A 15,920-nucleotide genomic window follows, 5' to 3' on the forward strand; every position below is an offset into this window, starting at 1 on the left:
CGTTGGACTCGGGACGGTGGTCATCGGCGGCGGCCCTTCCGTGCGGGCCGGGTGACGAGTTCCTCGTAGGCGGGCGCGTCGCCGGTGCGGACGCGGTCCCAGGCGCGGGCGAACAGCTCCGGCACCGGCAGCGCCGGCACGGCTCGCTGTCCCGCGGGCACCGGGTACAGGCCCTCCTTCCACGTCTCCACCGGCAGGGCGGGGGACTTCAGGTCGCGCCAGCCGCAGGGCAGGAACAGCGAGCGCCCGGCACGCGGCCGCTTGGCCTCCACGACCAGGTCCGTCGCGGTGAGTTCGGCGCGGGCCTTCTTCAGCCGGGCCGGCCTCCAGCCGGTCCAGCGGGCCACGTTGCGGTCCGTCGGATCGGGCAGGGCGAGCAGCTGAAGGTAGAGCGCCGCCGCGTCCTCGCCCAGGCCGAGCGCCGCGGCGGCCTCGGCGACCAGCCCGGGCGCGCCGACCAGCGGGTCCTGGGCGTAGCCGACGGGTCCCTCGGGGTCCCGGCCGGCGGCGAGGACCCGGGCCGGCTCGTCGTCGAGGACGGTCCGCAGCGCCCCCAGGGCCGTCCCGCGCGCGGAACCGACGAGTCCTTCGAGCAGTCCGAAGACGGCGTCGTCCGGTCCGGTGAGCCCGGCCGGGCGGATCAGGACCGCCTCCGCGTCGCCGTGCCAGGGGCGCAGCGCGAGCGCCTCCCCGAGCCAGGTCGTGCCGTCCTCGTCCGCGCCGCCGGCGGGCACCCCGTACGCCTTGCGCAGCTCGCCCGCGGTGTATCCGCCCTTCTCGGTCCATCCGACGTTCAGGTCGAGCAGCAGCGCGGGGTCGGCCGTGCGGCGCCGCAGCGCGGCCAGGCCGTCCGGCAGGGCGGCACGCAGGGGATGGCCGTAGGGCAGGGCGTAGGCGAGGGAGAAGAGGGCCGAGACCGCGCCGGTCAGCTGGTGGCCGCCGGGCAGCGCGGCGGGGTCCTCCGCGACCAGCCGGCCCTCCTTGTCCGGCCGCTGCACGGTCGTGCGGCTGATCCACGCGGTGCGCGACGGGTTGAGCACCTCCTCGGCGTACCCGGTCGGCAGCCCGTCGAGGCAGGCGGCCATGTCCTCGGGCACGCGGACGAGGGAGCCGAGGCGCTCGGCCCACACCCGGCCCGCCGCCCGGACGTCGGGTCCGGACGTCCACAGCTCGGCCGGCTCCGCGGGCAGCAGGGCGCCGACGAGCGCCGCCCGGTCCTCCTGCGTGAGCGAGTTCAGCATGCCCCTGCCCGCGTCGAACTGACGCGGCTTCAGGCCGGTCACGGTCAGCGCGTCGGTGCCGACGTTCGCCGGGTGTCCCGCGAGCAGGACCGCGGCCTGCAGGGGGCCCACGGCCCCCCGGGTCGCCTCGGCGAGCGCGGCGGGTGCCTCGGGCTGCCACGGAGCGGCGTCCTTCTCCCGGACCAGCCGGGCGACGGCGGTGAGCCCGCCGGCCGTGAGAGCCGGGGTGTGCCGGGTCTCCCGCTCCAGGACGAAGTGGGCGACGGCCCCGAACCGGCCCGTCGGATCGTGGTCGACGGCGAGCCAGTGGACACGGTCGCGGGCGTAGTCGGTGCTCTGGCAGCCGAGGACGACGACGGTGCGGCCGTCGCGGCGCAGCACCTGCCCGACGCGCTGCCCGTCGTCGCGCGGCTCGCTCAGCACGACCTCGCGCAGGGTCCCACCGGGCGTGGTGAGGGGCCCCTCGGCGAGTGCGTCGAACAGCAGCAGCAGGGCTTCGCGCTCGGCGGCGGGCAGGGCCGGCGTGGCGGCACGGTAGGCGAGCGGGCTCAGCACGGCCAGCAGCGGCGGCCAGATCAGGCCCAAGCCGGGGACCGTGTGCTCCTCGCTGTGCCACCCGTCGCCGAGGGCGGCGAGGCGGGTGCGGTCGGGCAGCTTCACGCCGTCGGCGGGCTTCCCCGACAACACGTGGTTCACCGCGCGGATCTGACGGAGTGTGTGCCACTGGTCCCTGCCGCCGTAACCTCCCCACAGCCCGGTCAGGCCGGCGGTGACCTCACGCAGGATCTCGTCGGTGCCGTGCTCGGGCCGGTAGTCCGCGAACATGCCCTCGGACAGCCTGCGGTCCGGCTCGGGCCTCGCCACGGGCGGTGTCGCGAACGTGGTGGCCTGGTTGGCGACCTGGAGCGTCGTCCGCACCAGGCCCGCCACGCCGGTCAGCATCCGCTCGTCGGTGAGGTCGGGCAGCGACCGGGACACGGCCCGGCGCACGACGTCGTCGGCGCTCGGCACGGCGGGTGTGCCGTCGGCGTCCACCGCCGCACCCGAGCCTCCCGGGGCGCCGGGGCGCCGGGCGCCTGCCCTGCCACGTGCCGCGCCGCCCGCCGTCCCGGGGCCGTTCGCCGTCCCGGCGGCGCGGGCGGCCGCCACCTGGGCCTCGCGTTCGGCCAGCGCCTCCGCCGCCTCCCGCAGCACTTCGGCCGCACGCTCGTCGGTGAGGGAGCGCAGTACGGCCGACGCGGCCTCGTCCCGGGGACGCAGCGCGTGCCAGAACGCGACCGGCGGCACCAACTCCGTGCCCGCGGCGAACGTCCCGCCCCGCTCGTTCGCCGTGACATGGCCGAGCTCACCGCTCGCGGTGGGGTCGTCCTGCGCGAACAAGGAGATCCGCCGGTGCGTCCGAACCACCACCGGCTCGGCGCCCCCGGGCAGCCGCAGCGCGCCGAGCGGAACGAGGCGCGTCCCGCGCCGTGACGAGCGCAGCGTGACGGTGCGCCCGTCCGGCGTGCCGGTGGTCGTGCGCCATTCCCCGGCCTCGTCCTCGGCGCGCACCCAGCGGCCGACGACGGTCCCGTCGGTGCCGAACGGCGTCCCCTCCAGGCCGGGTTGGACGGGCAGGGTCTCGCACTCGTCCTGCAGCACCGTCGCCTCGTCCCGGATGCCGGAGCGCAGGAAGGCGGGCAGGGAGGCGCGTCCGTGGGTGCCCGTCTCCGGGTCGTATTCCAGCCACAGCCGTTGCCGTCCCTGCCTGCCCTGGCGCCAGAACAGGGTGCCGTCGCCGAGGACGGGGCGGCCGGCGGGCAGGACGGTGTCGCCGGCGTGCAGCGTACGGCCGCCCGTGACCCGGCCGCCGCCGGACAGCGGGATGGACGGAGCACCGGCGTCGTTGCCGTGCCAGCCGTGGACCACCTGCTCACCGGTGAGCGTGAGCACCTCGCCCGGCCGGGACGACCAGTAGCCACGCTGCTTGCCGTCGTGCCACCACACCACCAGCAGTTCACCGTCGGTGTAGCGGAACTGCGGGCGCTCCCAGCGCCTCAGCGCGACCGGCAGCCGCAGTTCGTGCTCGAGCACGATGCCGTCCGGGCCCACGACCAGTGCCTTGTTCCCGCGATTGAGGATCAGGCAGGGCCAGGCCTCGTTCACGGTGAGCGCGTTGTCGCGGTCGTTGCGTGTCTCCGCGTCGAGCAGCCGCAGCGCCTCGTCGAGCGCGGGCCAGCCCAGCTCGTCCAGGATGCCGGCCCTCAGGGTGCGCCCGAGCAGGGGAGCCGTCGCGTACGAGGCGACCCGGGCGACGGCCTCGGGGTTGACACGCGGGGCCACGGCACGGAAGGGGCTCAGCCGGTTCAGCGCGGCGCGGGCCCCGGGCAGGCCCGACGCGCCCGTGAGTTCACCGACCGCACCGTCCAGCCATTCGCGCAGCACGTCGCCGAGCACGGGGTGTCCGGCGAGGAGTTCCAGCGCCCGGGACCCGGTCCGGTCGCGGCCCACCGCGTCGACGGCGCGCAGCAGCAGGGGGCGCAGCCGCGGTTCCGCCGCGACGGCGGCCAGGTCGCGCCCACCGGGCCGGTCGGAGAGCACCCAGTCGTTCAGCCGCAGATGGACCTCGGTGCCGGGGTCCGGGAGGGCCAGGGGGATGTCCTCGGCGGCGCACAGGTCGAGCAGGTCGAGGTCGGCGCCTGCGTGCCGGCGGCCGGTGAACAGGTCGACGGGCCGTCCGTCGGCACGCAGTCGCGGCGCCATCCGGGCGACGAGGTCCAGGGTGGCCGGCGAGCGGCCGCCGACCGTGCCGCCGTGCTTGCGGTGGGCGGCCCACCGGCTCAGCCAGTCGGCCGCCTCCACCCTCTCGGCCGCGGTGACGCCGTCGGTCTCGTCACCGCCGCCGGTCTCCCCGGTGAGCAGCCGGTCGGCGCCGCACTCGGTCAGCAGCTCCAGCCAGAACTCGTCGGCTTCGGTCGTGCGGTCCAGCCCGGCCGGCATGATCTCCAGCAGGCGGGCCCGCACGCCCGGCCGCTGACCGGCGAGGACCTTCAGAGTGGTCCGGTAGGCGGTCCAGAAGGACGCGGGCGCCCGCACGGCGGCGGGCGAGGCGATCAGGTCGGCGACGAGGGCGCACTCGGCCTCGACCCGGGGCAGCCCCGCGGCCCTGATGAGGGTCCGCGCGTCCTGCGGCAGCGACGCGTACGGCGGCATGCCCGCCGCGCAGCGCTCCACGGTCAACTGCCGGAACTGGTCCCACGCGTGAGCGCCGTCGAGCCGCGCGGTGAGGTCCTTCACGTGCTGCTTCAGCGCCTTGACGGTCAGTGCGCCCGCGAAGGCGAACTCCAGGAAGACGGCCCGTTGCCGGTCCTCGTCGACGGCGAGCGCGTGCACCCGCTCGGCGTCGCGGGCCTTGCCGAAGAAGGCCGCGGCGTAGGTGGTGTTGTCGTGCTGCAGGAAGATGCGGGCGGCCTGCTCGTAGAAGGTGGGCAGGAAGTGCGGCACGGCACGGCCGAGGCGTTCGCCGAGCTCCTCGAAGCCCTCCTTGGCGGTCCCGGGGCGGGACTTGGCCTGCCGGGCGAGCCGCTCGACGTCCTTCACCAGGGCCAGCGCGTGATGCCCGTTCGCCGGGTCGTTGACCAGGGCCCAGGCCGGGAAACCGAGGGCCTCCCGCCGCACCTGCCCGACCTCGGGCGTCTCCGCCTCCCTGGTCAGTCCCAGGAAGTCCAGCGCGAGGTCCTCGGCGTCGCCGAGCGTGCCCGGCACGAGCCGGACGACACTGCGGCCGTCGAGAGCGGGGTGCGCGTAGGTGCGGACGGTGAGGGCGTCGGCGTCCTCACGGGCGGTGCTCCCCGCCGGCAGGACCGCGCCCGCCTCCAGCAGGGCGGCGGCCGTCGCGTCGTCGTACCCGGCCGCGCCGGAGCCCGGGGCGGCGGACAGGCGCCCGCCGTCGGTGTGCGTCCCGTGCGTGCCGTTCATGCCGCGCGCTCCTCGTCCTCGATGTCCCGCCCGGCGTACAGTGCCGCGGCCATGCGCATGCCCTCCGACCAGGCCACGGGCCCGATCCGGCCGAGCCTCAGCACCTGCCCGGCGGCGTCGGTCCACATCAGGGGACCGGTCTCCGTCTCCTCGTAGCCCTCGTAGTCGCCGACCCAGACCCGGGCCTCGGCACTGCGCTGCTCCTCGCGCACGGAACAGACGGCGTATCCGCCGCGCACGCGGTAGCCGAGCTGGGTGACCCGCCCGTGCAGGAAGCGCAGCTCCCTGAACGAGCCGCCCGCGTACTCCTCGACGGAGGTGGCCTCGGCGTCCAGTCCGGCAGGCCGGTGCCAGACCTCGCGGAAGAGCTGCTGCGCCCGCTGCTCGACGCCGAGTTCGACGGCGAACTCCCGCAACTCCTCCAGGTCCGCGAGGAGCACCGGGTGCGGGAGGCGGACGAGGGCGGGGGCGATGCGCACGGTGTCGCCGTCGAGGTCGACGAGGCCGAGCCCGCGCTCGGGGTCGGCGTCCCGCAGGAACCCGGCGACCTCGCCGTCCGCCCCGGTGACCACGAGGTCGCGCAGGGCGGACCGCCAGGCGGGGTCGGGCCACACCCGGGTGAGAACGTCCAGGGGCACGGGCAGCGACCGGACCATCCACCGCTCCACGTCGGTCAGGCACTGGCGTTCGTGCCGCTCCAGCCACTCGGCGAGCTGCCGCAGCCCGACCACGGCCGGTTCGTCCGCGAGCTTGGCGGGCACCGACTTCAGCCGCCGTCCGGCCGCGTTGCGGCACACCACCTTCCCGCCGTCCAGGGCGACCTCGTAGTCCCCGGCCGTCACCCACCCCATACGTGCCTCCCCGCACCGCAGTGATCAAGTGCTGGGAACTCTAGGACAGGGCACTGACAACGCCGTTCGCCGGTCAGTCCTCCAGGCGGACCGGCATCAGCAGCGAGAACGTGTCCTCGTCGTCGGTCCGGCGGATCGCGAGTGGCGCGGTGGGAGCACCGAACTCCAGGACCAGCCGGTCCCGGGCGCCGGCGGCGAGCGCGTGCAGCAGGAACGCGCGGTTCACGGCCACGCGGTCCGGGGCCTCGTCGCCGTCCCCGCAGACGGCCACCGTGCCGTCGTCCGTGACGCGCAGCACGCTGAGGCCGTGCGGAGCGCGGTGCCGCCCGTCGGCCTCGTCCGGGCGGACGGGGCCCGTCTCCACGGCCCGCCGGAAGGCCGCCACGTCGACGAGGGCCCGGCGCCCGGACGGCAGGCGGACCAGGCGCCGGTAGTCGGGGAAGTCGTCCGCGAGGCACTGGCCGGCCGCCTGCCGGCCCCCGCTGTCGAGCGTCACCCGGCCACCGTCCACCGTGAGCCGGACGGGTTCCCCGCCGGTCAGCAGCGCCCGCATCGCGTCGGCGAGCGGGACGGGCACGACGGCCTGCAGACGGGGCCCGTCGTACCCGGAGGCACCGGCGCGCGCCACGGCGAGCCGGTACCGGTCGGTGGCCACCACGCGCAGGGTGCCGTCCTCCAGCTCGAACAGGATGCCGCCGAGCACCGGCAGTCCGGGGTCGGTGCCGGCCGCGAAACGGACCGCGTCCAGCGCGGCGGCCAGCTCGGGCGCGGGGACGGAGAGGCGGACGGTGCCGGTGCGGAGCGTCGTCATGGGGTTCTCCCTGTGGTCGAGTAGGGCGCGGAGCGGGGAGAACTCGTCGCGGGCATCGGACAGCCCCTGTTCGAGGCGCCGCAGATGCGTGTCGAGGAGGGCCCGCACCAGGCCGGGGTCCGGGCCGGACCAGCCGGCCAGCACCAGCCGGATGTCGGCCAGCGGCATCCCGGTCCGCCGCAGCCGGGCCAGGACGCGGGCCTCCTCCACCTGTTCCGGCGCGTACCAGCGGTAGCCGCTGACCGGGTCCACCCGGGCGGGGACCAGCACACCGGCCCGGTCGTAGAACCGCAGGGCGCTCACGCCCAGGCCGCTGTCGCGGGCCGTCTCCCCGATGCTGCGCATCTCGCTCTCCACGCCGACGACTGTGGGCCCTCGACCAGGTCGAGGGTCAATTCCCCCTCCACACACAGAGCCCAGGCTCCCCTCTACGCGCCGAGCCCGCCTCCACGCGCCGTCCCGGTCTCCGCGCGCCGGCCCCGCCTCTGCGCGCCGAGTCCGTCTCTGCGCGCCGGCCCCGTCTCCGCGCGCCAGCCCTGTCTCCGCGCGCCGTCCCCGCCTCCGCGCGCCGTCCCCGCCTCTGCGCGCCGTCCCCGCCTCTGCGCGCCGGCCCCGTCTCTACGCGCCGGCCCCGTCTCTACGCGCCGTCCCCGCGTCTACGCGCCGTCCCCGTCTCCGCGCGCCGAGTCCGCCCCTACGCGCCGTCCCCGCGTCTACGTGCCGTCCCCGTCTCCGCGCGCCGCCCCCGTCTCCGCGTGCCGAGCCCGCTCCGCGCACCGGCCCCCCATCCGCGCGCCGCGCCCGGCCCGCGTCAGCCGAGTACGAACGGCAGCCGCGCCGCGAGGCCGCCGAGTGCGGACTCCTCCGCGCGGGTCGGCGTCCTGCGGCCGGTGCCCACGAGCAGCGCGTCCGTGTCGGTGAACGACGCCGGGAACGCGGCGCCGGTGATCTCCTCCAGCGCCGCACGGGAGTGGGCCAGGGCCCGGGCCGGCGGCCCCGCCGCGTCCGGGAGGTGCGCGACCAGGTCGAGGTGGTGCAGGGTCCACTCCAGGACGTACGCCGTGAGGTAGTCGCCGGCGGTGAGGACCTCGCCCTGGGTGCTCACCCGGGCGCCGGGGTCGGCGAGTCCGGCGGCGCGGCCCGCGGCGGAACCGACGTCGTCCAGGTGGAACGCGAGCAGCCGCGGGTCCTCGTAGGCGGCTGCCAGCCGGACGGTCAGCGCGTCGAGGGGGTCGTCACCGGCGGGAGGCCGGTCCCCGACCTTCCAGTAGGACACCGCGTCGACGGTCGGTTCCGTCCCGGCGGGGGTGGCGAGGGTGATCAGGACGTCCTGCGCGTCGATGACCAGATGGCACACGAGGTCCCGCACGAGCCAGCCGGCACAGCCCGACGGCCTCGCGAAGTCTTCGTCCGTGAGTGCGGCGACGGCGGCACGCAGCGCCGCCCAGGAGCCTGAGAAGAGATCCACGCCCGCAACGTAGTGCCGTGCCCGGAGCACGGACAAGCCGCGCCCGGAACGCCTACAGGAACCGCCGGACGGGCAGGACCGCGGCCTCCCTGACCCGCTGCAGCGCGGCGCGGCGCTTCCAGCGGCCCAGGTCGATCGCGACGCTGCGTTCGAGGTCGGCGTCGAAGTCCCGGTCCAGGCCGGCGGTGAACTCCTCGTCGAGCACGGCCAGCATGACCTCCTCGTCGTGCTCCATGGAGCGCCGGTTGAAATTGGTGGAGCCGATCAGCGAGGCCACACCGTCCACCGTGATGATCTTGGCGTGCATCATGGTCGGCTGATACTGGCGGATCGACACGCCCGCGTCGAGGAGCCGTGCGTAGTGGTACTGGCCGGCCAATTGGCAGGCCCGCTGGTCGGTGTGCGGGCCGGGCAGGAGGATCTCCACGGTCACCCCGCGCCGCGCGGTGGCGCACAGCAGGTCGATGAAGTACGTGTCGGGAGCGAAGTAGGCGGTGGCCAGGCGGAAGCGGTGCTCGGCGGAGGTGAGCATGACCCGGATCAGGGTCTGCATGTCCTGCCAGCCGAAGCTGGCCGAGCCGCGCACCACCTGGACCACGGAGGTGCCGGGCTGCTCGTGCTCGGTGAACCGGTCCCGGTCGTCGTAGAGGTCGTCGTGGCACTCGGCCCAGTTCTGGGCGAACGCCGCGGCGATGCCGTCCACGGCCGGGCCCCGCACCTTGACGTGCGTGTCGCGCCACTCGTCGGGATTGCGGGCGTCGCCGCACCACTCCTGGGCGATGCCGACACCGCCGGTGAACGCCGTGTGCTCGTCGATCACCAGAGCCTTGCGGTGGCAGCGGTGGTTCTGCTTGAACGGCGACAGCCACAGCGGTCTGCGGAACCAGGCCACCTGCACACCGGCCGTGTCCATGGTGTCGAGCAGTTCCGGCTCGATCTCCTTGGCGCCGAAGCCGTCCAGCAGCAGCCGCACCCGCACCCCGGCCCGGGCCCGTTCCGCGAGGGCGGCGGCGAAGTCGTGGGCGATACGGCCCCGCCAGTACACGAACGTCATCATGTCGACCGTGTGCCGCGCCGACCGTATCGCCGCCAGCATGGCCGGGAAGATCTCGTCGCCGTTGCGCAGTGCGGTGAGTTCGTTCCCCTCGGTGGCGGCCACGCCGATGAGCCGCTCCAGACGGCGCCGCAGACGCTGGACACCGGCCGCACCGGTGCTCTCCCGCCGCTGCGTCGTGGTCGTGCGCCCGGGCGCTGAAACCTGCTCTGGCATCGGTCCTCCACCTGCCTGTCCCGCGGCAGTCCTCGCGCTGCCGGGGCCCCGGAAGCTTAGTCCGCCTGTCCAACCTCTGGCCACGGACTCACCGAGAGTGGCCTCGGTTAGCCTGCGGGTCCAGGTTCGCCGCGGGCGCCCGTTCTCGCACGGCGGCCCCGGACGGAGACGGAGGGGACGACATGGGTGCTGCGGAGCTTCCACGGGTGCGGTGCGACGTGCGGGTCCGGGCAGCCGTGCCGCGCGTCTGGGACCTGGTGACCGACATCCACCTGCCGGCCCGGCTCAGCCCGGAGCTCCAGCGGGTGGCCTGGCTCGACGGTGCGTCGCGTCCCGCGGTCGGCGCGCGCTTCGAAGGACACAACAGCCACCGCCTGCTGGGTGAGTGGCGCACCGTCTCCCACGTGGTGCGACTGGACGAGCACCGCGTGTTCGCCTGGGCCGTACTGGACGAGGACGGCCGCTTCGGGGAGCCCGCACGCGACCCCGCGAAGGCGCTGGCCTCCTGGTGCTACGAACTCGCCGCCGACGGCGACGGCACCCGGCTGCGCCAGACGGTGGTCCTCGGACCGGGTCGCAGCGGCGTCACGCTCGCCGTCGAGCACCGGCCGGACCGCGAGGAGGAGATCATCGCCCTCCGCCTGAGGGAACTCCGTGCCGGTGTCGAGGGCACGCTGCGCGGCATCAGGGAACTCGCGGAGCGGGCCGGCTGAGAAGGGCTCCCGGCCGGCCCGGCGTACTCCGGCGGTCAGTTCCCCGTCCGGCCGCCCTGCGCGGCCTGGTCCGTCATGTCGGCCACCTGACCGGACGGCGGGGCCTCGGCGTCGACGTCCGTGCCGAAGTCGGAGAACTCCATCAGCGTGCTGACCTTCGCCTGCTGCGGCGCGCCACTGGCCCCGGGCCCGGCGGACGCGGGTGCCTCGAGCGACATGTCGATCTGCTGACGGCGGATGCGGCCCTCGTCGTCGAGCCAGATCTGCATGGGCAGCGTCGGGCCGAGCTGCTTGCCGAGCTGCGCGCCGCCGGGAAGCTTCGCGACGTCGATCGAGACCTTGTAGTGGGTGGTGTCGACGCCGTCGATCTTCTCGGTGCCGACCTCGGAGACGTCCTTGTCGGTGATCGCCTTGGCGTAGGCGGCGGACTGGGCCGGGTCGCCGATCTGCTGCGGGTCGGCGCCCTGCTGCCCCGCCACCCGCTTCAGATCGATCTTGACCCAGGGCTTGCCTCCGGCGGCCTTCGGGTCGGGGACCTTCTGGTAGAGGACCTGGTCGACCACGCGCTGCTCGACGCTCTGGCCCCCGGCGGTGATGGTCATGGTGCTGTCGCCCTCGGCCAGGTCGAGGGCGCCGCGGCCGTCGGCGGTCACCGACTTGCCGTTCGCGTCGGCCTTCACCTTGATCGTCAGCTTCGCAGTCTCGGCCTCGGCCGTCCTGTCGTAGGCGTTGCGCACGGCCTGGGTGTCCTGCTGCCGGGCTCCGGCGGAGCTGCTCGCGCTCGCCGAGGCGGTGGTCCCGCCGGCCTCCGATCCGCCGTCGTCACCGCAGCCCGTCAGGGCGACGCTCCCCATGACGATGGCCGTCGCGACCGCGCCCGCCTTCATCCCCCTGCTCCGCATGCGTGTTCCTCTCTCCTCACGGTGGCCGACCGTCCCGGTAGTGCCGTCGGCTGTCGCCGCGAGTGCCCGGCGCGGTCACGAACACGCCTGGGGGGTGGACGGTTGGCTCATTTTCGAGATCTCCGCACAACCGGTGCAGAAGATGCGCTTCAGGGGGTAGCCGGTTCACGGAAAGCTTGCCGAGCAGGATTGTTGCCGTTTGACAACAATGAGCGGGAAGCAACAGAGTGACTGTGTCGGACCGCGGGGAAGGACCTGGAATGCTCCGGTGGACGGAGACCGCTCCGTGTGCTGGTCACGAGCGCCCTCGGGCGGCGGTGACTCCGGCGCGGCGAACGGCGGTTCAGGCGGTCCGGCTGCCGGAGTCCGAGACGTCGTCCCCGTGCGTCTGCGTCGCCGCGGCGGCACAGAACGCCTCCAGGCCCTCCAGCAGGGCGACCCGCTTGGCGGCGGGCATGTCCGCCAGCACCTTCCGCAACTCCCTCTCCCTGCGGGCGCGCAGGTCGGCGAGGAACGCGTGGCCCCGGACGCTGAGGTGCAGCCGCACCTCACGCCGGTCCTCCGGACTCGTCACCCGCTCGACGAACCCCGCCGCGTGCAGCCGGTCGCACAGGCGGCTGGTGGACGGCGGAGTGGAGGCGAGGGACTCGGCGAGGGTGCGCAGGTTGATGCCGTCGTGGTGCTCGAGGATATGGAGCACGCGCAGCTGGGACGCTGACGTGGGCGCCGTGGAAGCCCGGCCCCACACGACCTCCAGCAGCTCAGCGGCCGTGGTGGTCACACGCGCGACCTCGTCGGGCTCCGGGCGGCGGCGGAAGGCAGTCACGTTCACACTCTCGCAGGCACTGGGGTGCCTGCCAGCGTACTAGGCACACGCCCTGGTCCCGGATGACTCGGGGCGACCGACGCGGCTCCGCGAGAAGAGCCCGTCCGTCGCTCGGCGAAAGATTGGTGCATCTACCGTCATGAACAGATTTGTGGCCGCTGAACGCGCTCTGCGCACAGCGGCTCCCCACGAGTTGCTCGACGCCATCCGTGCCGTACTGACCGAACAGTACGGCGCGGAGGACGTCGAGCTCTTCATGGCCGATTACGGCCTGACCGTGCTGCAGCCGGTCTCCGTGCTGCCGCACACCCTGGAGCCGGTGTCGGTGCACAACAGCCCGGCGGGCCGGGCCTTCGGCGCGCAGCAGCCGTTCTGTGAGGACACCCGGGACGGACGGGCCCGCCTGCACCTGCCGGTCAGCGTGCGCGGCGACCGGCTCGGCGTGCTGTCCGTCACCCTGCCCGACGCCGGCGCCGCTCGGCGGTGGGAGTCCGAACTCGCCGAGGTCGCCGACGTGCTGGGGCACGAGGTGGTGGTGGCCGAGCGCGACACGGACCTGTACCTGCAGGCGCGCCGCAAGGACCGGCTGACCCTGGCCGCCGAGATGCAGTGGCACCTGCTGCCCGGCCGCTCCTGCTCCCGCCCCGAGTACGACCTGGCGGCTCAACTGGAGCCCGCCTACGCCATCTTCGGTGACAACTTCGACTGGTCCGCCACCGCCGACCACCTGATGCTGTACGTGACCAACGGCATGGGCGAGGGCATAGAAGCGTCCCTGCTGACCAACCTGGCCATCAACGCCCTGCGCAACGCCCGGCGCGCCGGCATCTCCATCGCCGATCAGGCCGCTCTGGCCGACCAGGCCGTCTATGCCCACTACCAGGGTCGCTGCTACCTGTCCGTCCTCATGTTCGACTTCGACCTGGCGGCCGGCCGGGCGAGCGTCGTGGACGCGGGCTCCCCGCAGCTGCTGCGGCTGCGGGACGGCAGCGTGGAACGCGTCTCCTTCGACGCGCAGCTGCCGCTGGGGATGTTCGAGGAGACCGACTACGTGGCGCAGGAGTTCGACATCGAGCCCGGTGACCGCCTTGTCTTCGTCAGTGACGGCGTCCACGCCGTGGCGTCCCCCAAGGGAGAGGCGTACGGGGAAGCGGCGCTCGCCCGGGCCATCCACGCGACCCGGCTGCTGCCCGCCGCCGAGGTGCCGCGCTCGGTGCTGCGGGAGCTGACCGGACACCGCGGCGAGGCCGTACCGGACGACGACGCGCTGGTCGTGTGCCTGGACTGGCACGGGCGGCCGTCGGGCGGCTGACGGCCGTCGGTGCCCGGTCGTGACGATCGCGTGTAGGTCGCCATGCTCCGGAGCATTGACATTTGCCATGAGGCAATAATTGCCTCATGGCCCGGCGTCCGGCCGGCCAAGAGGCGCAGCAGGGAGACGATGCAAGTGGCGGAAGACGACAAGGTTCTCGACGTGGCGCGGGAGGTGGCCGGCTTTCTCGAACGGCGCCGGGAACAGATTGCCCAGCGGTGGGCGGACGCCGCGCTGTTCCGCACGGTTTTCACCGTCTCGAGGGACGAGGCGGTCGAGGCCTGCAAGGCCGTGGTGGACGCCCTGGCCGACGTGGCCCGTTCCGGACGGCTGGAGGATGCCGCGGCACCCGGCTTCGGTGCCGTGCGGGACCAGCTCGGCCGGATGTCCGCCTCCCGCAGCCGGGCCGGAGCCGGCCCGTCACAGATCGCCGACGAGGTCGCCGGCCTGCGCGAGCCCATCGGCGCGCTGCTGCGGGCCGAGTACGAGGACCCGTCGAGTGAGCGGGCGCACGCGGGCGTGCTGGCGCTGACGGTCCTGATGGGTACGCTCCGCATGGTGGTCGTGCAGACGACCGTGAGCGCCGGTGAGGAACTGATCGCGCGTCAGCGCGAGGAGCTGCTGGAGGTCGCCACCCCGGTCATCAAGCTGTGGGAGGGCGTCGTCGCCGTGCCGCTGATCGGCACGCTGGACAGCGCCCGCAGCCAGGTCGTCATGGAGAACCTGCTGGAAGCGATCGTCGCCGAGCGGTCCCAGTACGCCATACTCGACATCACCGGCGTCCCGACCGTCGACTCGCTCGTCGCCCAGCACTTGATGAAGACGGTCGCCGCGGCCGGTCTGATGGGAGCGGAGTGCATCGTCTCCGGGATCCGGCCCGCCATCGCCCAGACCATCGTCCACCTCGGCATCGACCTCGGCTCCGTCGTCACCCGGGCCACCCTGGCCGACGCCCTGGCCTACGCGCTCAACCGGCAGGGCATCGTCGTCCAGCCGCGTCCGGTCGCCGGAGCGAGCCCGCGGTGACCGGCCTCTTCGCCACCCCCGCCGCGCCCGTCCCGGTGCTCGCGCTGGGCGACGTCCTGCTGGTCACGCTCCAGGGGGAACTGCACGACGGGGAGGCCGAGCAACTGCAGCACGACGTCGCCCACCGCATCGCCTCCGGCCCCGCACCGGTGGGCGGCGTCGTGATCGACATCTCCGGCGTGGACATGGTCGACTCCTTCCTCGGCCGCGTCCTCGCCGAGATCGCGGCGAGCGCGCGCCTGCTGGCCACCCGTACCGTGCTGGCCGGCATGCGGCCCGCCGTCGCCATCACCCTGGTCGAGCTGGGCCTCACCCTGCCCGGCATGACGACGGCCCTCGACGTGGACAGGGCGCTGTCCCTGCTGGACCGAGCCCCTTCGCCGGCCCCACCCGCTCGCCCGGAAGAGGGTGCGTGATGCATGCCCCACTCGTCCCGACCACTCGCCTGCCCATCGGCTCGGACGTGGATCTGGGCTCGGTACGCCAGCAGGTGCGCCAGGCCGCCGCGGCCCTCGGCTTCGGCCTGGTGCAGCAGACGAAGCTGGTGACCGCGGCCAGCGAACTGGCACGGAACACCCTGGTGCACGGCGGCGGCGGGCACCTGGAGATGTCACCGCTCGAGGACGGCACCGCCCGCGGGCTGCGGCTGTCCTTCGTCGACGCCGGTCCCGGCATCCGCGACGTCGAGCAGGCCATGACCGACGGCTACACCTCCGGCGGCGGCCTGGGGCTGGGGCTGAGCGGGGCCAGGCGGCTCGTCCAGGAGTTCTCTCTCGAGAGCCGTCCCGGCCAGGGCACCACCGTCACCCTCACCGACTGGGTCACCGGGTTCCCCCCGGCCCGGACCGCGCCCTGAGGCCGCGTCCGGCGGGAACGCCCGGTCAGGACCTGCGCCCTTCGCGGCCGCCACCAGGTCAGTGCCCGGCGCTGTCCGCGCCCGGAGCGTCGCGGCCGCGTGCGGCCAGGAAACCCGGCAGGCCACGGTGCAGTGCCTCCCGGGCGGGCGAGTCCATGCCCGCGAGCACGGCGGCCAGCGCGTGCGCCCGGCGCAGCGCCACCTCGTCCAGCATCTGCCGGCCGTGGCCCGTGAGACGCAGTTGCACCTCACGCCGCTTCCGCGGATGCACCACCCGCTCCAGGAGACCGGCCGCCTCCAGCCGGTCGCACAGCCGGCTCGCGGTCGGCAGCCCCATCTCCATGCGTTCCGCCAGAGCGGTGAGGTTGAGCCCCGGCTCCGACTCCAGGACGCGCAGGGCCCGCAACTGGTGCGGGGACAAGCGCAGGCTCGCCCCCTGAGCGGCCACGGTCCACAGGTCCGTCAGTGACTCCACGGCATCGGCGATCTCCAGTGCGAGAGCCACGGGATCCGCACCCGGCCCGCTCGCCGAGTCGTCCCCGGAGCCACTGAGGCGAGTCACGAACGCACCACTCTCAACGATCACCTGCCGGTACCGGCACCTACCTCACCCCCACGCGGTACCCGAAGAGTCGACGGGCAAGCATGGAAAGCCTTGCCGAGTACATGACGCAAACGGGGAACGGC

At 74.2% G+C, this 15,920-nt stretch carries 13 protein-coding genes; 5 read left to right on the plus strand and 8 right to left on the minus strand.

Translation table 11 applies throughout. The annotated features are described in order from the left end of the window. Positions 1–20: 20 nt before the first annotated feature. From ACGF3H_RS23960 to ACGF3H_RS23980, 5 genes are all read right to left on the minus strand, one after another. Positions 21–5,198 carry a hypothetical protein gene (locus tag ACGF3H_RS23960; RefSeq protein WP_393816531.1) on the minus strand — a complete coding sequence of 1,726 codons (5,178 nt, stop codon included), beginning with the start codon at positions 5,196–5,198 and terminating at the stop codon, positions 21–23. After that, positions 5,195–6,049 (minus strand): DUF4132 domain-containing protein, encoded by an 855-nt coding sequence (locus ACGF3H_RS23965; RefSeq protein ID WP_362487510.1) that lies wholly within the window; start codon positions 6,047–6,049, stop codon positions 5,195–5,197. The genes ACGF3H_RS23960 and ACGF3H_RS23965 overlap by 4 nt, the downstream gene beginning before the upstream one ends. A gap of 73 nt (positions 6,050–6,122) precedes the next feature. Further along, entirely contained in the window at positions 6,123–7,217 is a 1,095-nt protein-coding gene (locus ACGF3H_RS23970; RefSeq protein ID WP_362487508.1) for a MerR family transcriptional regulator, read from the minus strand. A 454-nt stretch (positions 7,218–7,671) separates the two neighbouring features. Next, positions 7,672–8,328 carry a maleylpyruvate isomerase N-terminal domain-containing protein gene (locus tag ACGF3H_RS23975; RefSeq protein ID WP_362487507.1) on the minus strand — a complete coding sequence of 219 codons (657 nt, stop codon included), beginning with the start codon at positions 8,326–8,328 and terminating at the stop codon, positions 7,672–7,674. 52 nt (positions 8,329–8,380) lie between these two features. After that, positions 8,381–9,598 (minus strand): phospholipase D-like domain-containing protein, encoded by a 1,218-nt coding sequence (locus ACGF3H_RS23980; RefSeq protein ID WP_362487505.1) that lies wholly within the window; start codon positions 9,596–9,598, stop codon positions 8,381–8,383. A 182-nt stretch (positions 9,599–9,780) separates the two neighbouring features. On the opposite strand from ACGF3H_RS23980, the gene ACGF3H_RS23985 reads away from it, so the two are divergent. Further along, positions 9,781–10,311 carry an SRPBCC family protein gene (locus tag ACGF3H_RS23985; RefSeq protein WP_362487503.1) on the plus strand — a complete coding sequence of 177 codons (531 nt, stop codon included), beginning with the start codon at positions 9,781–9,783 and terminating at the stop codon, positions 10,309–10,311. 35 nt (positions 10,312–10,346) lie between these two features. Here ACGF3H_RS23985 and ACGF3H_RS23990 read toward each other — a convergent pair whose 3' ends face one another. Both ACGF3H_RS23990 and ACGF3H_RS23995 read right to left on the minus strand, forming a co-directional pair. Next, positions 10,347–11,213 (minus strand): LppX_LprAFG lipoprotein, encoded by an 867-nt coding sequence (locus ACGF3H_RS23990; RefSeq protein ID WP_362487501.1) that lies wholly within the window; start codon positions 11,211–11,213, stop codon positions 10,347–10,349. A 343-nt stretch (positions 11,214–11,556) separates the two neighbouring features. Then, positions 11,557–11,994: a MarR family transcriptional regulator gene (locus tag ACGF3H_RS23995; RefSeq protein ID WP_362487875.1), complete on the minus strand. Its 438-nt coding sequence runs from the start codon at positions 11,992–11,994 to the stop codon at positions 11,557–11,559. Positions 11,995–12,178: 184 nt separating this feature from the next. Between ACGF3H_RS23995 and ACGF3H_RS24000 the strand changes: the two genes are divergently transcribed. The 4 genes from ACGF3H_RS24000 to ACGF3H_RS24015 all read left to right on the plus strand — a co-directional run bounded on the left by ACGF3H_RS24000 (position 12,179) and on the right by ACGF3H_RS24015 (position 15,233). After that, positions 12,179–13,351, plus strand: coding sequence for a PP2C family protein-serine/threonine phosphatase (locus ACGF3H_RS24000; RefSeq protein ID WP_362487499.1), 1,173 nt, complete (start codon positions 12,179–12,181; stop codon positions 13,349–13,351). A gap of 129 nt (positions 13,352–13,480) precedes the next feature. Beyond that, on the plus strand, positions 13,481–14,377 hold the full coding sequence (locus ACGF3H_RS24005; RefSeq protein WP_362487497.1) for an STAS domain-containing protein: 897 nt from the start codon (positions 13,481–13,483) through the stop codon (positions 14,375–14,377). Further along, the gene (locus tag ACGF3H_RS24010) at positions 14,374–14,793 is read left to right on the plus strand and encodes an STAS domain-containing protein (protein ID WP_362487495.1); all 420 of its coding nucleotides are present in this window, start codon (positions 14,374–14,376) and stop codon (positions 14,791–14,793) included. Before ACGF3H_RS24005 ends, ACGF3H_RS24010 begins: the two co-directional genes overlap by 4 nt. Further along, complete coding sequence (locus ACGF3H_RS24015; RefSeq protein ID WP_362487873.1) at positions 14,793–15,233, plus strand: anti-sigma regulatory factor; 441 nt, start codon at positions 14,793–14,795, stop codon at positions 15,231–15,233. The genes ACGF3H_RS24010 and ACGF3H_RS24015 overlap by 1 nt, the downstream gene beginning before the upstream one ends. Positions 15,234–15,291: 58 nt before the next feature. Here ACGF3H_RS24015 and ACGF3H_RS24020 read toward each other — a convergent pair whose 3' ends face one another. After that, the gene (locus ACGF3H_RS24020) at positions 15,292–15,795 is read right to left on the minus strand and encodes a MarR family transcriptional regulator (protein ID WP_362487493.1); all 504 of its coding nucleotides are present in this window, start codon (positions 15,793–15,795) and stop codon (positions 15,292–15,294) included. Positions 15,796–15,920: the final 125 nt, after the last annotated feature.

It is taken from the genome of Streptomyces sp. NPDC048185 (assembly GCF_043202495.1).
In the GTDB taxonomy this organism is placed as follows: domain Bacteria; phylum Actinomycetota; class Actinomycetes; order Streptomycetales; family Streptomycetaceae; genus Streptomyces.

Excerpts from the sequence above, each read along its gene's own strand:
- ACGF3H_RS23985 (WP_362487503.1), top strand. The coding sequence starts at position 9,781 with ATGGGTGCTGCGGAGCTTCCACGGGTGCGGTGCGACGTGCGGGTCCGG.
- ACGF3H_RS23980 (WP_362487505.1), bottom strand. The coding sequence starts at position 9,598 with ATGCCAGAGCAGGTTTCAGCGCCCGGGCGCACGACCACGACGCAGCGG.
- ACGF3H_RS24000 (WP_362487499.1), top strand. The coding sequence starts at position 12,179 with ATGAACAGATTTGTGGCCGCTGAACGCGCTCTGCGCACAGCGGCTCCC.
- ACGF3H_RS23990 (WP_362487501.1), bottom strand. The coding sequence starts at position 11,213 with ATGCGGAGCAGGGGGATGAAGGCGGGCGCGGTCGCGACGGCCATCGTC.
- ACGF3H_RS24015 (WP_362487873.1), top strand. The coding sequence starts at position 14,793 with ATGCATGCCCCACTCGTCCCGACCACTCGCCTGCCCATCGGCTCGGAC.
- ACGF3H_RS24005 (WP_362487497.1), top strand. The coding sequence starts at position 13,481 with ATGCAAGTGGCGGAAGACGACAAGGTTCTCGACGTGGCGCGGGAGGTG.
- ACGF3H_RS23965 (WP_362487510.1), bottom strand. The coding sequence starts at position 6,049 with ATGGGGTGGGTGACGGCCGGGGACTACGAGGTCGCCCTGGACGGCGGG.
- ACGF3H_RS23960 (WP_393816531.1), bottom strand. The coding sequence starts at position 5,198 with ATGAACGGCACGCACGGGACGCACACCGACGGCGGGCGCCTGTCCGCC.